The sequence below is a fragment of the Streptomyces sp. NPDC043746 genome, from assembly GCF_056436485.1.
Window position 1 is genome coordinate 61481 of record NZ_JBWKCM010000031.1, and the last position, 17030, is coordinate 78510.

Here is a 17030-nt window from a genome sequence, read left to right on the forward strand (position 1 = left end):
CGCTGCCGCTTCCGCCGCCGCTCCCCGATCCCTGCTGTCCTCGCGCAGCGTCAACGCAGCCAGCGGCACGGCCCCCGGCATCCGATCGGCGGGCCCTGCGGCCGTTCGCCGCCGACTCCCCATCCGTACGTCAACTGGACGACATCCGGACGTCCGCGCCCGCTCGGACCGGCCTCACCCCAGCCCCTCCTCCACCAGCGCCGCCCACTGCGCCACCACCCGCGCGCGCCGGGCGGTGTCGTCGGTGAGGAGGTTGGCCAGGCCCAGGCCGCGGGCCATGTCCAGCAGGCCCTGGACCGTCTCGCGGGCCCCGGGGCGGGACTCGTCGGCGCCCAGGAGTTCGACGGCGATCCGGTGGGTCTCGCGGCCCACCCGCGCCTCCAGCTCCGTCACCCGCGGCCGCAACTGCTCCTCGTTCGACGCCGCCACCCACAGCTGCAGCGCCGCCCGGAACAACGGCCCCGTGTACAGGTCCACCAGCGCCGCGACCACCTCCGCGCGCCCCTGCACGGGGAGCGCGCGCAGGGCGGCGGAGCGCTCCTCCGCCACGTACTCCACCGCCCCCGTGAACAGGTCCTCGCGGGTCGGGAAGTGGTGCTGGGCCGCGCCCCGCGAGACCCCGGCCCGCTCGGCGACCACCGAGACGGTGGAGCCCGCCCAGCCGTGTTCGGCCAGACAGGCCACCGCCGCCTCCAGGAGCCGCTGCCGGGTCGCCCGGCTGCGGTCCTGCTTGGGCGCGTGCACCGCTTTAGGACTGGAGGGGGAAGAGGAGGAAGAGGTCACCGCACCCATACCGGGTCCCGTCGTTCGAGGAAGGCCGTCATCCCCTCCCTCGCCTCGTCGGAGGCGAACAGTTCCGCTGAGCGGGCGATGAGGTCTTCGGCGTACTGGTCGAAGCTTCTCAGCACCGTAGCCGTGACCAGCTCCTTCGATGCGGCCAGCCCCTGCGGTGACGCCCTGCGCACCCCGTCCAGGACCGGTACGAGCGCCTTGTCCACGTCCTCGGCGGAGACCGTCACCAAGCCGATCCGTGCCGCCTCCGCCGCGTCGAACCGCTCCCCCGTGAGGAAGTACCGGTGCGCCGCCGTACGGTCCATGCGCGGCAGCAGCGTCAGCGAGATGACCGCGGGTGCCAGCCCCAGCCGCGACTCCGTGAGCGCGAACGTCGACGCCGGGCCCGCCACCGCGATGTCGCACGCCGCCAGCAGGCCCAGGCCGCCCGCCCGGACGTGCCCGTCGACCCGCGCCACCACCGGCTTCGACAGCGCCACGACCTCCCGCATCAGCCCCACGAACGCCGCCGGGTCCGGCGGCGCCTTCAGGTCCGCCCCCGCGCAGAACGTCGACCCGGTGTGGGCCAGCACCACCGCCCGTACGGTGGCGTCGGCGGCGCACGCCGCCAGGGACTCGCGCACCTCGCCCACCAGCTCCGCCGAGAGCGCGTTGCGGTTGGCCGGGGAGTCGAGGGTCAGCGTGAGGACGCCCCGCTCCTGCGTCCGTACGACCAGGGTCACCGTTCCTCCGAGATTCCCGAAGCATCCGTCTTCTCCCGGTCGCGCAGCTCGCGCCGGAGGATCTTGCCGGACGCCGCCCGGGGCACCACGTCCACGAACTCCGCCCGCCGCACCTTCTTGTACGGGGAGACCCGCTCGGCGACGTACGCGAGCACGTCGTCCTCGGTCAGCCCCTCCGCCCCCGGTGACCGGACCAGGAACGCCTTCGGGACCTCGTTGCCCTCGGCGTCGTACACCCCGATCACCGCCGCGTCCGCGACCTGCTCATGGGTCAGCAGCAGGGCCTCCAGCTCGGCCGGGGCGACCTGGTAGCCCTTGTACTTGATCAGCTCCTTGACCCGGTCGACGACGTACAGCCAGCCGTCCTCGTCCACCCGGCCGACATCGCCCGTGTGCACCCACCCGTCCGCGTCGATCATGTCGGCGGTGGCGTCGGGGCGGCCGAGGTAGCCCTTCATCACCTGCGGGCCCCGGATCAGGATCTCGCCGTCCGTCCCCGGCTCCGCGTCCCGCGCCGGGTCCTCCAGCGACACGATCCGCATCTCGGTGTTCGGCAGCAGCCTGCCCACCGTGCCCGGCGGCGGCCGTTCCGCGGAGAGCGGCACCACATGCGTGCCGGGCGACAGCTCCGTCATGCCGTACGCCTGCCGCACCGGCGGCAGCCCCAGCCGGGCCGAGCAGGCCGCCGCCAGCTCGGCGTCGAGCGGGGCGGCGGCGCTGACGATGTACCGGAGCGAGGACAGGTCGTACTCCCCCACCAGCGGGTGCTTGGCCAGCGCCAGCACGATCGGCGGAGCCACGTACAGACCGGTGATGCGGTGCGTCTGGATGGCCTCCAGGAACTGCGCCAGGTCGAAGCGGGGGAGGACGACGACGGTCGAGCCGCAGCGGAGAGGGGCGTTCATGAGAGCGGTGAGTCCGTAGATGTGAAAGAAGGGGAGAACCGCCAGAATTCGGTCGCCTTCCTCCATCGGGATGAACGGCCTCAGCTGCTCCAGGTTCGTCCCGATCGACCGGTGCGTCAGCATCACCCCCTTGGGCGTGCCCGTCGTACCGGAGCTGTACGGGAGGGCGGCGACGTCCTCGCCGGGGTCGATGGCGACGCTCGGTTCGGGTGCGGTGGAGGCCAGCATGTCCAGGACGGAGGTGTGGCCCTCCGCCTGGTCACAGACGTAGATCTCCTGTACGCCACCGGTGAGTTCGGCCGCCCGGCGGGCCGCCTCCAGCAGCGGGGAGACGGTGACGATCCACTTCGCACCGCTGTCGGACAGCTGCTTGGCGAACTCCTCGGGCGTGGCCAGCGGGTGGACCGTCGTGACCGAGGCGCCGGCGCGCGTGGCGCCGTAGAAGACCGCTGGATAGGCGATGGTGTTCGGGCTGTGCAGGGCGAGCACGTCGCCCTTCCGCAGCCCGGCCTCCGCGAGGGCGGCGGCGATGCGGCGGTGGAAGCCGTCGAGCTGGGCGTACGTGAGGGAGGCGCCGTTCACCCCGTCGATCAGGGCGACCGTGTCACCGAACTCCGCGGCCCCGCCGAGGACCGCGTCGTGGATGGGCGTGTCGAGGGCCGGTACGTCTGCGTACTCACTGCGGAACACCATGGCAGTACCCCTGTCGTCGCGGTGGCCCGCGCCGCCCGGGAGGAGAGGGTGGCGCGGGACGCCGTGCGGGTGTTGTGTGGAGAGTCAGAATCACCCCTGGGGCGGGGATCCGGGAGAGGCCGGACGGAAGTGGACCCGGAAGGGGACGGTCTCAGTACGACTTCGGCAGGCCCAGCGACTGGTGCGAGACGTAGTTCAGGATCATCTCCCGGCTGACCGGCGCGATCCGGGCCACCCGGGAGGCCGTGATCAGGGAGGCGAGACCGTACTCGCGGGTCAGGCCGTTGCCGCCGAGGGTGTGGACCGCCTGGTCGACCGCCTTCACGCAGGCCTCGCCCGCCGCGTACTTGGCCATGTTGGCCGCCTCGCCCGCGCCGACGTCGTCGCCCTCGTCGTAGAGCCGGGCCGCCTTCTGCATCATCAGCCGCGACAGCTCCAGGTCGATATGGGCGGTGGCGAGCGGGTGGGCGATGGCCTGGTGGGCGCCGATCGGGGCCTTCCAGACCTGGCGGGTCCGGGCGTACTCGACGGCTCGGCCGAGCGCGAACCGGCCCATCCCGATCCCGAACGCGGCCGTCATGATCCGCTCGGGGTTCAGCCCGGCGAAGAGTTGCAGCAGCCCCGCGTCCTCGTCCCCGACCAGGGCGTCTGCGGGCAGCCGCACGTCGTCGAGCACCAGCTCGAACTGCTTCTCGGCGGCGTGGAGTTCCATGTCGATCGCGTTGCGGCCGAAGCCTTCCGCATCGCGCGGGACGATGAACAGGCAGGGCTTCAGCCTGCCCGACCGGGCGTCCTCCGTACGGCCCACGATGAGCGTGGCGTCGGCTATGTCGACGCCCGACACGAAGACCTTGCGGCCGGTGAGCACCCAGTCCGTGCCGTCGCGGCGGGCGGTGGTGGTGATCCGGTGGGAGTTGGACCCGGCGTCCGGCTCGGTGATGCCGAAGGCCATGGTGAGGGTGCCGTCGGCCAGGCCCGGCAGCCACTGCTGCCTCTGCTCGTCCGTGCCGAAGCGGGCGATGACCGTGCCGCAGATCGCGGGGGACACGATCATCATCAGAAGCGGTGAGCCCGCAGCGCCCAACTCCTCCAGCACGATGGAGAGTTCGGCCATGCCGCCGCCCCCGCCGCCGTACTCCTCGGGGAGGTTGACGCCCAGGTAGCCGAGTTTGGCGGCCTCCGCCCACAGTTCGCGGGTGTGGGAGCCCTCGCGGATGACGGCGGTCATGTAGTCGCGCCCGTACCGCTTGCCGAGGGCGGCGACGGCGGCGCGGAGCGCCTGGTGCTCTTCGGTTTCGAGTGCGGCGGTACGGACGGGGCTCATGCGGTCTCCTCCGGTGCGGGGGCGCCATCGGCGCGTTCCTGGACTACGGCGAGCAGGGTGCCGACCTCGACCTGGTGACCGGGGGCGGCGTGCAGGGCGGTGAGGGTGCCGGAGGCGGGGGCGAGGACGCGGTGCTCCATCTTCATCGCCTCCAGCCAGATCAGCGGCTGCCCGGCCTCGACCACGGCCCCCGGCGCCAGGCCCTCCGCGAGGCGGACGACGGTGCCGGGCATGGGGGCGAGGAGGGAGCCGGGGGCGGTCCGGGTCGCGGGGTCGGTGAAGCGGGGCAGGGCGGTGAAGGTGTACGAGGCTCCGGCGGTGTCCACGTGGAGCCGATCGCCGCCCCGGACGACGGTGAAGTGGCGTGATACGCCGTCCAGTTCGAGCGTGACGCGGCCGGGGGCGACGGAGACGACCCGGATGCCGTCCGTCTCGAACGGCTCCGGGATGCCGGTGCGCGGGGTGCGGTAGGCGATCTCGTGCTCGGTGCCGTCGGGTTCGCTGCGATAGCGCTTGACCTGCGGCTGGGAGGGGACGTTGCGCCAGGCGCCGAAGCGGCTGGGGGCGGGGCCCGTGCCGTGCGTGGTGGCGGCGACGGCTTCGGCCAGGGTGGCGGCGAGGGCGGCCGTCGCCGGGTCGCCGCCGGAGGCGGTGACGGCGGGGGCGGGCAGGGCGGTCAGGGCGGGGAGGTGGCGATCGTAGAAGCCGGTGTCGAGGCGGCCCGCCACGAAGTCCGGGTGGCGCAACGACCGCACGAGCACGGCCCGGTTGGTGACCGGGCCGTGGATACGGGCGCGCTCCAGGGCCCCGGCGAGCAGTCGGATCGCAGCCGTACGCGTCGGGGCGTGGGCGATGACCTTGGCGAGCATCGGGTCGTAGTGGACGCCGACGGTGTCGCCGCCGGTGTACCCCGTGTCCAGGCGCAGGCCGGGCGCGTCGGGCACCTCCAGTGTGAGCAGTGCTCCCGTCTGCGGCTGCCAGTCGCGCGCCGGGTCCTCGGCGTAGAGCCGGGCCTCCACCGCGTGGCCGGACGGCGCCGGGGGCGCGGGCAGCGGCTCCCCCTCCGCCACCCGCAGTTGCAGCGCGACCAGGTCGACCCCGAACACGGCCTCGGTCACGGGGTGTTCGACCTGGAGGCGGGTGTTCATCTCCAGGAAGTACGGTCGCCCCTCGGCGGAGACCAGGAACTCCACGGTCCCCGCCCCCCGGTAACCGACCGCCCGCGCCGCCGCCACCGCGGCGTCGTGGAGCCGGGTGCGCAGGGCGTCGTCCAGGTCGGGGGCCGGGGCCTCCTCGATGACCTTCTGGTGGCGGCGCTGGAGCGAGCAGTCCCGGGTGCCGAGCGCCCACACGGTGTCGTACGCGTCCGCCATGACCTGCACCTCGACGTGCCGGCCCCGCTCCACGTACGGCTCCGCGAACACCTCCCCGTCCCCGAAGGCCGACGCGGCCTCGGCGGCGGCTGCCAGCAACTCACCACCCAGTGAGTCGAGTTCGCGGACGATCCGCATTCCCCGTCCGCCCCCGCCCGAAGCGGCCTTCAGCAGCAGCGGCAGATCGCCTTCCCCAGCCGTCGCCGGGTCCACGGGGGCCAGCAACGGCACTCCCGCCCCGGCCATCAGCTGCTTGGCCCGGGTCTTGGAGGCCATCAGCTCGATGGCCTTGACCGGCGGTCCCACCCAGACCAGCCCCGCGTCCTGCACCGCGGCGGCAAAGGCGGCGTTCTCGGAGAGGAAGCCGTAGCCGGGGTGCACGGCGTCCGCCCCGGCTGCCAGGGCCGCTGCCACGACGAGGTCGCCGCGGAGATAGGTGTCGGCGGGGGCGGCGCCCGGCAGCCGTACGGCGAGGTCCGCCTCGCGTACGTGCAGGGCGTCGGCGTCCGCGTCGGAGTACACGGCGACCGTGGTGATGCCCAGGTCGCGGCAGGTGCGGAAGATCCGGCAGGCGATCTCGCCCCGGTTGGCGGCGAGAAGGGTCGTGATGGTCATCCGGGCCTCACATTCGGAAGACGCCGAAGCCGCCGCGGGCGCCCTCGACCGGTGCGGTGTGGATCGCGGACAGGCACATCCCGAGGACGGTCCGGGTGTCGCGCGGGTCGATCACCCCGTCGTCGTACAGCCGCCCGGACAGGAACATCGGCAGCGACTCCGCCTCGATCTGCTGCTCCACCATGGCGCGCAGCCCGGCGTCCGCCTCGTCGTCGTACGGCATCCCCTTCGCGGCGGCCGACGCGCGGGCCACGATGGAGAGGACCCCGGCCAGCTGCTGCGGACCCATGACGGCGGACTTGCTGCTCGGCCAGGCGAAGAGGAAGCGCGGGTCGTAGGCGCGCCCGCACATGCCGTAGTGCCCGGCCCCGTACGAGGCGCCCATGAGGACCGACAGATGGGGGACGCGGGAGTTCGCCACCGCGTTGATCATCATCGCGCCGTGCTTGATGATGCCGCCCTGCTCGTACTCCTTGCCGACCATGTAGCCGGTGGTGTTGTGGAGGAACAGCAGCGGGATGTCCCGCTGGTTCGCCAACTGGATGAACTGGGCGGCCTTCTGCGACTCCTCGCTGAACAGCACCCCTTGCGCGTTGGCGAGGATGCCCACCGGGTAGCCGTGCAGCCGCGCCCATCCCGTGACCAGGCTCGTCCCGTACAGCGGCTTGAACGGGTCGAAGTCCGAGCCGTCGACCAGCCGGGCGATCACCTCGCACGGGTCGAAGGGCACCTTCAGATCGCCCGGCACGATCCCGAGCAGCTCCTCCTCGTCGTACTTCGGCGGCTCGGCGGGCCCCGGATCGGCGTGTGCCTTGCGCCAGTTGAAGCGGGCGACGATCCGCCGTGCCTGCCGGACCGCGTCCTGCTCGTCGACGGCGAAGTGGTCGGCCAGCCCCGACGTCCGGGCGTGCATCTCGGCCCCGCCCAGGGACTCGTCGTCGCTCTCCTCGCCGGTGGCCATCTTCACCAGGGGCGGCCCGCCGAGGAAGACCTTGGAACGCTCGCGGATCATCACGGCGTGGTCGGACATTCCGGGGACGTACGCGCCTCCGGCGGTCGAGTTGCCGAACACCACGGCCACGGTGGGGATTCCGGCCGCCGAGAGCCGGGTGATGTCCCGGAAGAGCGCCCCGCCCGGGATGAAGATCTCCTTCTGGGAGGGCAGATCGGCGCCGCCCGACTCCACCAGGCTGATGCACGGCAGCCGGTTGGCGAAGGCGATCTCGTTGGCGCGCAGGGCCTTCTTCAGCGTCCAGGGGTTCGAGGCCCCGCCGCGCACGGTCGGGTCGTTGGCGGTGATCAGGCACTCGACGCCCTCCACCACCCCGATACCGGTGATGAGCGAGGCGCCGACCGCGTAGTCACTGCCCCAGGCGGCCAACGGCGACAGCTCCAGGAACGGGGTGTCGGGGTCGACGAGCAGCTCGATCCGCTCGCGGGCCGGGAGCTTGCCGCGCTCGCGGTGCCGGGTCACGTACTTCTCGCCGCCGCCCGCGAGCGCCTTGGCGTGCTCGGCCTCCAGCGCTTCGATCTTCTCCAGCATGGCCGCTCGGTGGGCAGCGTATTCGGGGCTGTCGGTGTCGAGCGCTGTGGGCAGGACGGTCATGCGGTCACCTCCGGTGCGGGGGCAGTGCCTTCCAGCAGGGCCACGGGGATCGGCAGCCACCGTGACCGCAGCCACTCCCCCACCGCCTTGGCCTGCGGGTCGAAACGCGCCTGGGACGCGACGCCCTCCCCCAGGAGGCCACGTACGGTGAAGTTCAGGGCACGCAGATTGGGCAGAACATGGCGCACGACGGCCAAGTCGCCCGTCTCCGGCAGGAGTTCCTTGAACCGGTCGACGGTCAGCTCATGCGCCAGCCACCGCCAGGCGTCGTCGCTCCGCACCCAGACGCCCACGTTGGCGTCACCGCCCTTGTCCCCGCTACGGGCCCCCGCGACGAGCCCGAGGGGCGCGCGGCGGGTGGGGCCGGAGGACGGATACGGCGCGGGGAGCGGCGGTTCGCCGACCTCGGCCAACTCCTGCGTGCGGATGGGCGGTTCGATGATCATGCGGCTTCCGTCCGGCAGCACGGCGATGTGCTCGACCTCTTCCGTCGGTACGTGGACCGCCTCGAACACTCCGTAGGGCGCGCCCTTTCCGGGCGGGGCGGTGACGTGGAAGCCCGGGTAGCTGCCGAGGGCCAGTTCGACGGCAGCCCCGGAGACCGCCCGGCCCACCGCCTCCGCGTCCTGGTCGCGGACGGTGAGCCGGAGCAGCGCGCCGGCCCTCTCCTCGGTGTCGGCGTCGGGCCGGTCGGTACGGACCAGCTCCCACCGCACCTCGGCCGGCGGCCGCCCGCCGCCCCGCTCCAGGGCGTCACCGAACTGCGCTCGGACCAGCTGCGACTTGGCCTCCACGTCCAGGCCCGTGAGGACGAAGACGACCTCGTTGCGCCACCCGCCGAGCCGGGTGAGCCCGGCCTTCAGCGTAGGCGGCGGGGCCTCGCCGCGCACCCCGTCGACGCGCACCCGGTCCGGGCCGCCGGGCGTGAGCCGTACGGTGTCGAGGCGGGCGGTGACGTCGGGTCCGGCGTACCGGGCTCCCCCGGTCTCGTACAGGAGTTGGGCGGTGACCGTCCCGATGTCGACGACACCTCCCGTACCGCCGTGCTTGGTGATCACGGACGACCCGTCGGCGTGGATCTCGGCGAGCGGGAAGCCCGGGCGGCGCAGGAGGGCGGGGTCGTGATCCCCGAAGAAGGCGTAGTTGCCGCCGGTGGCCTGCGTACCGCACTCCAGGACGTGTCCGGCGACCACGGCCCCGGCGAGGGCGTCCAGGTCGTCCGGCCCCCAGCCGAAGTGGGCGGCGGCCGGGCCGGTGACGAGGGCCGCGTCGGTGACCCGGCCGGTGACGACGACATCGGCCCCGGCCCGCAGGCAGGCGGCGATCCCGGCTCCGCCGAGGTAGGCGTTGGCGGTGAGGAACCCCTCGGGCACGGGCAGGCCGTCGCCCTCGACATGGGCGACGGTGACCGGGACGTGGACCCTGGCCGCCAACTTCCGTATTGCGTGGGCCAGTCCGGACGGGTTCAGCCCACCCGCGTTGGTGACGATCCGCACGCCGCGCTCGTGGGCGAGGCCGAGCCCTTCTTCGAGCTGGCGCAGAAAGGTGGTGGCGTACCCCTTCTCCGGGTCCTTGAGGCGGCTGCGGCCGAGGATGAGCATGGTCAGCTCGGCCAGGTAGTCGCCGGTCAGGACATCGAGGGGACCGCCGGTGAGCATCTCGCGCACGGCGTCGAAGCGGTCGCCGTAGAAGCCGGAGGCGTTGCCGATCCGGAGGGCGGGGGCGGGCCCCGGGAGGCCGCTCACCGGTCGCCGCGTCCCGCTTGCCCGGCCTGCTCCGCCCGGGGCGGGCGGCCCGGCCCGGGGGGTCCGGCGAAGGCCTGGGCGATGGAGAGCCACTGGTCCGCCTCGCGCCCTTCGGCGGTGACGGCGAGGTCGGCGCGGTGGGCGCGCTGGGTGACCAGGAGGCAGAAGTCGAGGAGCGGCCCGGTGACACGCTGGGCGGCGCCTTCGGGTCCGTGGGCGATCAGGGTCCCGTCCGGCGCGGACAGTTCGACACGGAACTCCTCCTCGGGCGCGGTGATCCCCCGTACCGCGTAGGCGTAGTTCCGGGCCCGTACCCCGATCCGGGCGACATGCCGCAGCCGGGCGGTGGGGGTCCGGGCCACCCCGAGGGCGTCGGCGACGTCCTGGCCGTGGGCCCAGGTCTCCATGAGCCGGGCGGTCGCCATTGAGGCGACGCTCATCGGCGGCCCGTACCAGGGGATCCGGGTCCCCGCCGGGGCCTCCCGCAGCACCGTGTCGAGCCGCTGCCGCCCCTGCCGCCACCGGGCGAGCAGCGCGTCGGGGGTGTGGGCGGCGACCAGCGCGTCGGCGGCCTCGCCGACGAAGGACTCCGGGGCGGCGAGCGCCTTGGCCACCTCGTCGGCGAACCGGTCCTGTTCGGTGGCCGCCAGCAGCGCGACCTCGTCAGTCCAGGCGAGGTGGGCGATCTGGTGCGCGAGCGTCCACCCCTCGGCCGGGGTCGGGTCCCGCCACCGGTCGGGACTCAACGCACGGACCAGCAGATCGAGTTCGCCGCTCTCCTCGCGCAGATCGTCGACCACCGCTGCGACATCGGACACGTGCGCTCCCCTCGGGACCCGGTGTGGTGCCCAGGAGCATGGCAGCGACCCAGGAAACAATCAAGCACGCTTGCATGATTTTCTGTCCGTACTCTGCCGGTCCCCCGGTACGCCAGGCCGTCCGCCAGGTGCGTTGCGCGCAGCCACCGGTTGCCACGCTCCGGGGCGGTTTCCCTGTTCGGAAAGGTCGAGGCCTGCCGCGTGATGTCCGCCCGGCGCGCTTCCGTGGCGCTGCCCTTCCGGCGGAGGGCGCCGGAGGAGCCCACCGATGTCCGGTTCCCGTTCCTGACGCCCGCGTGACGCCCGGCGCCGCTGCTAATCTCCGCCGATGACCGTCGAACCGCACCTGGTGGAACCGCACTTCGACCGTGACCGGCTCGTCCTGGAAGAGCGCCGCCTAGCCGGATTCCTCCGCTACGCCTTCCCCGGTACCGCGACGGAGTCCTCGGGCCCGCTGTGCGCGCTCTCCCTGGACGAGGCCCTGCACGCGCGCATATGGCCCACCGGCACGGCGGAGGCCGTCCTGCGGGCCTGGGCGACGGAGGCCGGGCCGACGGGGTCGGTCGAGGTGGAGGTGGACGATCCGGCCGCCGCCCCTCCCGTACGGGTCCGGGCCGGGGCGATCCTGATCCGGGACGGGCACATGCTGCTCATCCGCTTCCAGGAGCCGGACGAGGACGGCCCGTACTACGAGATACCGGGCGGCGGGGTGGAGCCGGGCGAGACGCCCGAGGAGGCCGCCGTACGCGAGCTCCGGGAGGAGACCGGCCTCCACGGGAGCGTCGGGCGCGAGGTGGCGCGGGTCTGGAGGGGCGGTCGGCACGAGCACTACTTCCTCATGGCGGCCGAGGGCCCGCTCGGGCCCGCCGAGACCCTGGACACCTACGGCGGTGTCCTCGTCTGGCTCCCCGTGGAGGATCTTCCCGCGACCCCGCTCTGGCCGCGTCGGCTCTCCTGGCGGATCGAGCACTGGCACCGGACGGGGTGGCCGGCCCACCCGGCCGAACTCGCCGACTCCATCACCGACCTACGGGCTCCCTGCACCTGGTGACCGCGCGGGCGGCGGGTCCGCCCGGGAGGTTCGAGCGGCCGGTATCGACCGGTGGGTGAGGACCGGGGAGGCCCTTCCGGAGCCGTGGCAGGCATGCTCGCATCGGAATCACCCGAGGAGAAGAGGCCGGACGCATGGCACGGTGGTTGCCGCTGGCGGCGGAGATGGAACCCGAGCGACGACGGCTGACGGAGCGGCTCCGGCTGCTGAAGGACCGTACCGGCCTGAGTCTGAACTCGCTGGCGGGGAAATCCTCGTACAGCGCCTCCTCCTGGCAGCGGTATCTCAACGCGACGTCGCTGCCCCCCTGGGCGGCCGTGGAAGCGCTCGGGAAACTCGGCGGAGCGGGTCGGCAGGATCTGGCCCGGCTGCGCGTGCTGTGGGAAGCGGCCGTGGAGGCCGCACAGGCGGAACAGCCAGGGGTGGCGGGGGAGGCACGGCAGGCCACCCGGAAGAGTGATCCGATTGCGGACAACTCCAGCCCTCGGGCCGTCCGATCCGCCCAGCCCGCCCAGCCCGCCCAGCCATCGGAACACCGGGAAGAGCCGCGGGAAGCGAAGCCCCGGGTTCAGCGGTCACAGCGGACGCCGGGGGCGGGGGAACAGGAGCCGGAGCAGGAGCAGGAGCAGCGCTCGAAGTGGCGTTCGCCCGGCGCCGGTTCCCGGCGGGACCGCCGGGTTCGGACCGGGCTGCGGGCACGTTGGCTCGTGGCCGGGATCGCCGCGCTCCTCCTGCTGGCCGTGGCGAGGTCCTCGGTCAGGACGCCCGACGGCCCCTCATGGCCCTGGCCGGCCGAACCCGCGCCCGCCGCCGGAGCCCCGGACCGGGCGGCGCAGTGCCGGGGCCCCGACTGCGAGGGGCGGGACGCGGTCCGGACGGGGTGCGCGCGCGACGGGCGGGTCCTGGGACGGCTGTACCGCGACGCGCAGCGCCTGGAGCTGAAGCACAGTCCGCACTGCGGGACCGTGTGGGGCGAGGTGTCCCCCGTACACGGATCGGACCGGCTTTCCGTCAGCACACCGCTGCCGGCTCACCTGGACGAGCGGCCGGGCGTCGGCCGCACCCGCATGCTCCCGGTGCCGGACGAGGCGGGGACCGGCGCCCAGGTCTGTGTCCAGGTGCGGGGCGAGCACGCCTGCGTCGCCTCGGACAACCGCTCCTGGACGGACTGGGCACCCGGGTCAGCCGGGCGCCTTCGCGCACACGTCCAGGGTCGGGCGGTAGCGGTGCAGCGGCTTGTACCGGCCGGTGTCCTCCACCAGATACCTCCCGTCGCCGGCCCGCCGGAAGGGCACGGAGTGCTTCGCCCCCTCGTAGTACACGGTGCCCTCGCGCTCGGTGAGCCGCTCCCCCGCCTTCCTGAACGTCCTCGGACCGACGATGCCGTCGGCCGGCAGCCCGTGGTTGTTCTGCCAGGCCCGGGTGGCCCGGACCGTGGGCTCGTCGTAACGGCAGTCGATCCGTGACCGGTTGACATAGCCGTCGGCCCACAGCACGGCCTGCCACAGGGCGACCAGGTCGCTGTGGAGCGGAAGGTCCTCACCCAGGAGGCCTTCGTCGTCCCAGTGCCCGGCGAGCGGGCCGGTGCCGTGCACGTACGGCCTTTCCTGCGCCGCACGGGTCGCGGGGTGCGAGCGGTCGGCCGGTGAACCGGCAGCCGGGGAAAGGGATTCCCCCCTTCCCGAACAGCCGTTCACCACGAGAACGGCCGTCAGGGCGAAAGCCATTGACCATGACCGGTGCATGCGGTCTTCCTCACGCTGCCTGCCTTGTTCCCGTCAGTTTACGACTGGTCAGGCGCGGAAAAAGGGTGAAGGGAACAGGAAGAAAAGTCCGTATTTCAACTGGCTCCGTGTGGCCTTCCGGCAAAGGCGGTCGGCGGCCGAGGAAATGGTCTGCGTCTATGGCTGAGGGAGAATCCCGACCGGAGCGGCTGCATTCCGATGTCGGTCGTCTCGTCAGGGAGTTGCGCCGGGCGAAGGACACCGCGGGCCTGAGCCTGTCCGCCCTGGCCGAGGCGACTCCGTACAGCAAGTCGTCCTGGGAGCGGTTCCTCAACGGCTCGCAGTTCCCCCCGCGCGCCGCGGTCGAGTACCTGGCCGTGCGGACCGGTGACGGCGAGGGCGGCGAACGGCTGCTGGCCCTGTGGGAGGTGGCGGAGTGCGCCTGGAGCGGCCGGGCACGGACCACCGTGCGCGAGACGCCCCGCCCCGGCCCTTCGGCCGCGACCACGGCCGGGGCCGGTGACCGGAGCGGTACCGGTGAACCGGGCGGGACCGGTGCGCCGAGCGGGACCGGTGCGCCGAGCCGGGCCGACGGCGTCGGCGCAGCCGATGAGGCCGACGCAGGTGTCGCCGCCGGCGTACGGCACTCCCCGGCGCGGCCTCGTCGGGGAGTCCTGGCCCTCTGGGCCGCGGCGGCCGTGGCCCTCGCCGTCGTCTGCGCGGTCGCCGTGCTCCGCGCCTCCCCGGCCGACGATCCGGGCGCGGGATCCCCCTCCGGCGCCCCGGGCACCCAGGAGCCGCCGGTCACGGGGGTGGAGGCCCAGTGCTTCGGCACGGCGTGCGACGGCAGGGACGCGGTGGAGATGGGGTGCGGCGGCGACGCCTGGACCGCCGCGGTGAGCCAGGTGCGGGGGAGGTTCCTCGAAGTCCGCTACAGCAGTACGTGCAGGACCGCCTGGGCGCGCGTCAAATCCGCCGTTCCCGGGGACCGGGTGGAGGTCGTCCGGGAGGACGGCCGCACCTTCGACGAGGTGGTTCCCGACGATGCCAACCTCGCCGCCTTCACCTTCATGCTGTCGGCGCCTTCCCCCCGTCAGGTGCGGACGTGCTGGGAACTGACGACCGGGGAGAAGGGCTGCACACGGCACGGCAGCGACACACCCCTTCCGGGGGCCTCACCGGTGCCTTCATAGCCCGGCGTCCGGCCTCCGGCCGCGGCTCGGCGCGGGACAGCGGCGACGCCCGCCGGCGAGCCGCTGCACAGCGGTTCGCCGGCGGGCGTGCGGCCGACTACTTGATCCGGTAGCGGATGTTGGCGTTGATCTTCACCGGCTGGTCCCGGTCGGCCTGGATCTTGACCTTCTTGGCCTTTCCGCTGTTGTTCCAGAAGAGGGTGTATCCGGAGCCGGGCCGGACGTTGTACTTCTTGGCCAGCGCCTTCGACTTCTGGTTGGCGATCCGGAGGTCGATCGGCTTGTTCCCGGAGGACACCAGCTCGACTTCGAGGGTCTTCCCCTTCTTGACCGTGATGCTGCCGGCCTTCTTGCAGGTGGTCCACTTGTCCGTCTTGAGTACGCACTGGGTGTTCTTCGGCTTGGCCTTCGCGGCGACCGTCGCCGGAGCGGCGGGGGCGGCGGTGGCGGCCGGGGCGAGGGCGAGGCCACCGCCGAGGACGGCGGCCGCGGTGATCAGAGTCAGGGCCTGACGTGTTGCCATCACAGTCTCCTTCAGAGGACGTTCGCGGTTCGCCCGACGCGGCAGCGAGGTCCGCGGACCGTGCCGCCGGTCGGTACGTCACCGAGACTCCCCCCGTTCGCCGGGCCCCGTCCACGGAACCCTCCGACCCGGGCAATCGCGGGACAGTGCCCCTTCTGACCTGCGGATATACCGGAGCGGGTGACATCGTCGCGGGACGCTGGAGTGAGCGCCGGAGCGGGACGCCGAGGAGAGGCGCCGAAGCAGGGCGCACGCCCTCGCGGCTCACTCCTTCCGCCGGGCGCCCGCCTGGCTGCGTACCGCGCCCATGCTCGCCCCGATGACCAGGGCGATGGCGAGGGCGTCCGTGGTGGAGAGGGCCTGGTCGAGGATGAGGAAGCCCGCCCCGGCCGCGATGGCCGGTTCCAGGCTCATCATGACGGCGAACGTGGAGGCGGGCAGGCGGCGCAGGGCCATGAGTTCCAGGGTGTACGGGAGGACGGAGCTGAGGACCGCCACCGCCGCGCCGAGCGCCAGGGTGGAGGGGACCGTGAGCTTGGCACCGGACTCCCAGATGCCCAGGGGCAGCGAGAGCACCGCGGCGACCACCATCGCCAGGGCCAGCCCGTCGGCCTGCGGGAAGCGGCGGCCGGTGCGGGCGCTGAAGACGATGTACGCCGCCCACATCGCCCCGGCCCCCAGGGCGTACGCCGCACCGACCGGGTCCAGGCGGTCGAAGCCCCCGCCGCCGAGCAGGACCACACCGACCAGCGCGAGCCCCGCCCACACCACGTTGATCAGGCGGCGCGAGGCGAAGACGGAGAGCGCGAGCGGGCCGAGCACCTCCAGAGTGACGGCGATACCGAGCGGGATGCGGTCCAGCGCCTGGTAGAACAGCGTGTTCATGCCGCCCATCGCCACACCGAAGGCGAGCACCGTGCCCCAGTCGGCGCGCGAGTGGCCGCGCACCTTCGGCCGGCACACCACCAGCAGGATCAGCGCCGCCGCCGCCAGCCGCAGCGTGACCACGCCCAGCGCCCCCGCCTTCGGCATCAGCAGCGCCGCGACGGCCGAGCCGAACTGGACCGACAGACCGCCCGCGACCACCAGCGCGACCGGCACCAGCGCCGCACCCCTGCCCGGGCCGGAGCCCTTCCGGCCGACGGCGTCCAGAGCGGGTGCCGCCTCGGGTACGGCGACGGCCGCCGCGGCGGCGGGCTCCGAAGCACTGCGCTGGACGTTCACGGGCGGCCTTCCGGGGGTGCGGGGAGCGGGCGGGCGGCACGCCCGCGCCCACCCACGGTAGAGACCCGCGCGCCTCCCGTGAAATGACTTCTGCGCTCCGGTTATGCTCCGGACGCATGAGCCGACGGGAGCGCACCGCATGAACCGTTCCGAGGACCCGGGACACGCCGCGTCCTTCGACCACCGCCCCGCGCCCGCCTCCCGGGCCGTCGAACTCCGTCATCTGCGGGCCTTCCTCGCCGTCGCCGAGGAGGGCAACGTCACCCGGGCCGCCGCGCGCCTCGGCCTCACCCAGCCCGCCGTCTCCCGCACCCTCGCCGCCCTCGAACGCCACCTGGGCCTCCGGCTCGTCGACCGCTCCACCCACCACCTCGCCCTCACCCCCCAGGGCGTCGCCTTCCGCGACAAGGCCGCCGCCGCGGTCGCCGCCTTCGACGAGGCGCTCGACACCGGGCGGCTGCGCCACTGGCCGCTGCGGCTCGGGCACGCCTGGTCGGCCTTCGGCCCGTACACGACACCGCTCCTGCGGACCTGGCGGGAACGCCACCCGGCCACCCCGCTGGAGCTGCTCCGGATCGACGACCGCACCGCCGGGCTCACCCGGGGCGAGGTCGACGCGGCGCTGCTGGGGGGGGGGGGGGGGGGGGGGGGGGGGGGGGGGGGGGGGGGGGGGGGGTGGGGGGGGGGGGGGGGGGGGGGGGGGGGGGGGGGGGGGGGGGGGA

14 protein-coding genes and 1 pseudogene are annotated in these 17030 nt (G+C 73.4%); 4 read left to right on the forward strand and 11 right to left on the reverse strand.

What is annotated here, in order from left to right:
• Positions 1-174 precede the first annotated feature (174 nt).
• From AC0682_RS26745 to AC0682_RS26780, 8 genes are all read right to left on the reverse strand, one after another.
• Positions 175-792, reverse strand: a complete 618-nt coding sequence (locus AC0682_RS26745) for a TetR/AcrR family transcriptional regulator (protein ID WP_103419071.1) — start codon at positions 790-792, stop codon at positions 175-177.
• Positions 780-1514, reverse strand: a complete 735-nt coding sequence (locus AC0682_RS26750; protein WP_478535609.1) for an enoyl-CoA hydratase family protein — start codon at positions 1512-1514, stop codon at positions 780-782. Before AC0682_RS26750 ends, AC0682_RS26745 begins: the two co-directional genes overlap by 13 nt.
• Entirely contained in the window at positions 1511-3112 is a 1602-nt protein-coding gene (locus AC0682_RS26755) for a 4-coumarate--CoA ligase family protein (protein ID WP_478535611.1), read from the reverse strand. The genes AC0682_RS26750 and AC0682_RS26755 overlap by 4 nt, the downstream gene beginning before the upstream one ends.
• A gap of 151 nt (positions 3113-3263) precedes the next feature.
• Positions 3264-4436: an acyl-CoA dehydrogenase family protein gene (locus AC0682_RS26760; RefSeq protein ID WP_478535612.1), complete on the reverse strand. Its 1173-nt coding sequence runs from the start codon at positions 4434-4436 to the stop codon at positions 3264-3266.
• Positions 4433-6424, reverse strand: coding sequence for an acetyl/propionyl/methylcrotonyl-CoA carboxylase subunit alpha (locus AC0682_RS26765; RefSeq protein WP_478535613.1), 1992 nt, complete (start codon positions 6422-6424; stop codon positions 4433-4435). The genes AC0682_RS26760 and AC0682_RS26765 overlap by 4 nt, the downstream gene beginning before the upstream one ends.
• A gap of 7 nt (positions 6425-6431) precedes the next feature.
• Positions 6432-8030 (reverse strand): acyl-CoA carboxylase subunit beta, encoded by a 1599-nt coding sequence (locus AC0682_RS26770; RefSeq protein WP_478535614.1) that lies wholly within the window; start codon positions 8028-8030, stop codon positions 6432-6434.
• Complete coding sequence (locus tag AC0682_RS26775; RefSeq protein WP_478535615.1) at positions 8027-9775, reverse strand: acyclic terpene utilization AtuA family protein; 1749 nt, start codon at positions 9773-9775, stop codon at positions 8027-8029. Before AC0682_RS26775 ends, AC0682_RS26770 begins: the two co-directional genes overlap by 4 nt.
• Entirely contained in the window at positions 9772-10593 is an 822-nt protein-coding gene (locus tag AC0682_RS26780; RefSeq protein ID WP_478535616.1) for a TIGR03084 family metal-binding protein, read from the reverse strand. The genes AC0682_RS26775 and AC0682_RS26780 overlap by 4 nt, the downstream gene beginning before the upstream one ends.
• Before the next feature lie 328 nt (positions 10594-10921).
• Here AC0682_RS26780 and AC0682_RS26785 point away from each other — a divergent pair, with 328 nt between their 5' ends.
• Together AC0682_RS26785 and AC0682_RS26790 are read left to right on the forward strand one after the other, a co-directional pair.
• Positions 10922-11644 (forward strand): NUDIX domain-containing protein, encoded by a 723-nt coding sequence (locus AC0682_RS26785; protein WP_478535617.1) that lies wholly within the window; start codon positions 10922-10924, stop codon positions 11642-11644.
• Between the two features lie 164 nt (positions 11645-11808).
• Positions 11809-12003, forward strand: a pseudogene (locus AC0682_RS26790) (helix-turn-helix domain-containing protein); the annotation flags it as partial.
• Positions 12004-12825: 822 nt separating this feature from the next.
• Here the strand turns inward: AC0682_RS26790 and AC0682_RS26795 are convergent.
• Positions 12826-13239 carry a peptidoglycan-binding domain-containing protein gene (locus AC0682_RS26795; RefSeq protein WP_478535625.1) on the reverse strand — a complete coding sequence of 138 codons (414 nt, stop codon included), beginning with the start codon at positions 13237-13239 and terminating at the stop codon, positions 12826-12828.
• A 308-nt stretch (positions 13240-13547) separates the two neighbouring features.
• Between AC0682_RS26795 and AC0682_RS26800 the strand changes: the two genes are divergently transcribed.
• The gene (locus AC0682_RS26800) at positions 13548-14561 is read left to right on the forward strand and encodes a helix-turn-helix domain-containing protein (protein WP_478535619.1); all 1014 of its coding nucleotides are present in this window, start codon (positions 13548-13550) and stop codon (positions 14559-14561) included.
• 97 nt (positions 14562-14658) lie between these two features.
• Here AC0682_RS26800 and AC0682_RS26805 read toward each other — a convergent pair whose 3' ends face one another.
• Positions 14659-15084: a hypothetical protein gene (locus AC0682_RS26805; protein WP_478535620.1), complete on the reverse strand. Its 426-nt coding sequence runs from the start codon at positions 15082-15084 to the stop codon at positions 14659-14661.
• A gap of 264 nt (positions 15085-15348) precedes the next feature.
• Positions 15349-16308: an EamA family transporter gene (locus tag AC0682_RS26810; RefSeq protein ID WP_478535622.1), complete on the reverse strand. Its 960-nt coding sequence runs from the start codon at positions 16306-16308 to the stop codon at positions 15349-15351.
• A gap of 139 nt (positions 16309-16447) precedes the next feature.
• Between AC0682_RS26810 and AC0682_RS26815 the strand changes: the two genes are divergently transcribed.
• Positions 16448-17030 (forward strand): LysR family transcriptional regulator (locus AC0682_RS26815; RefSeq protein WP_478535623.1); only part of this gene is annotated, 583 nt, incomplete at its 3' end.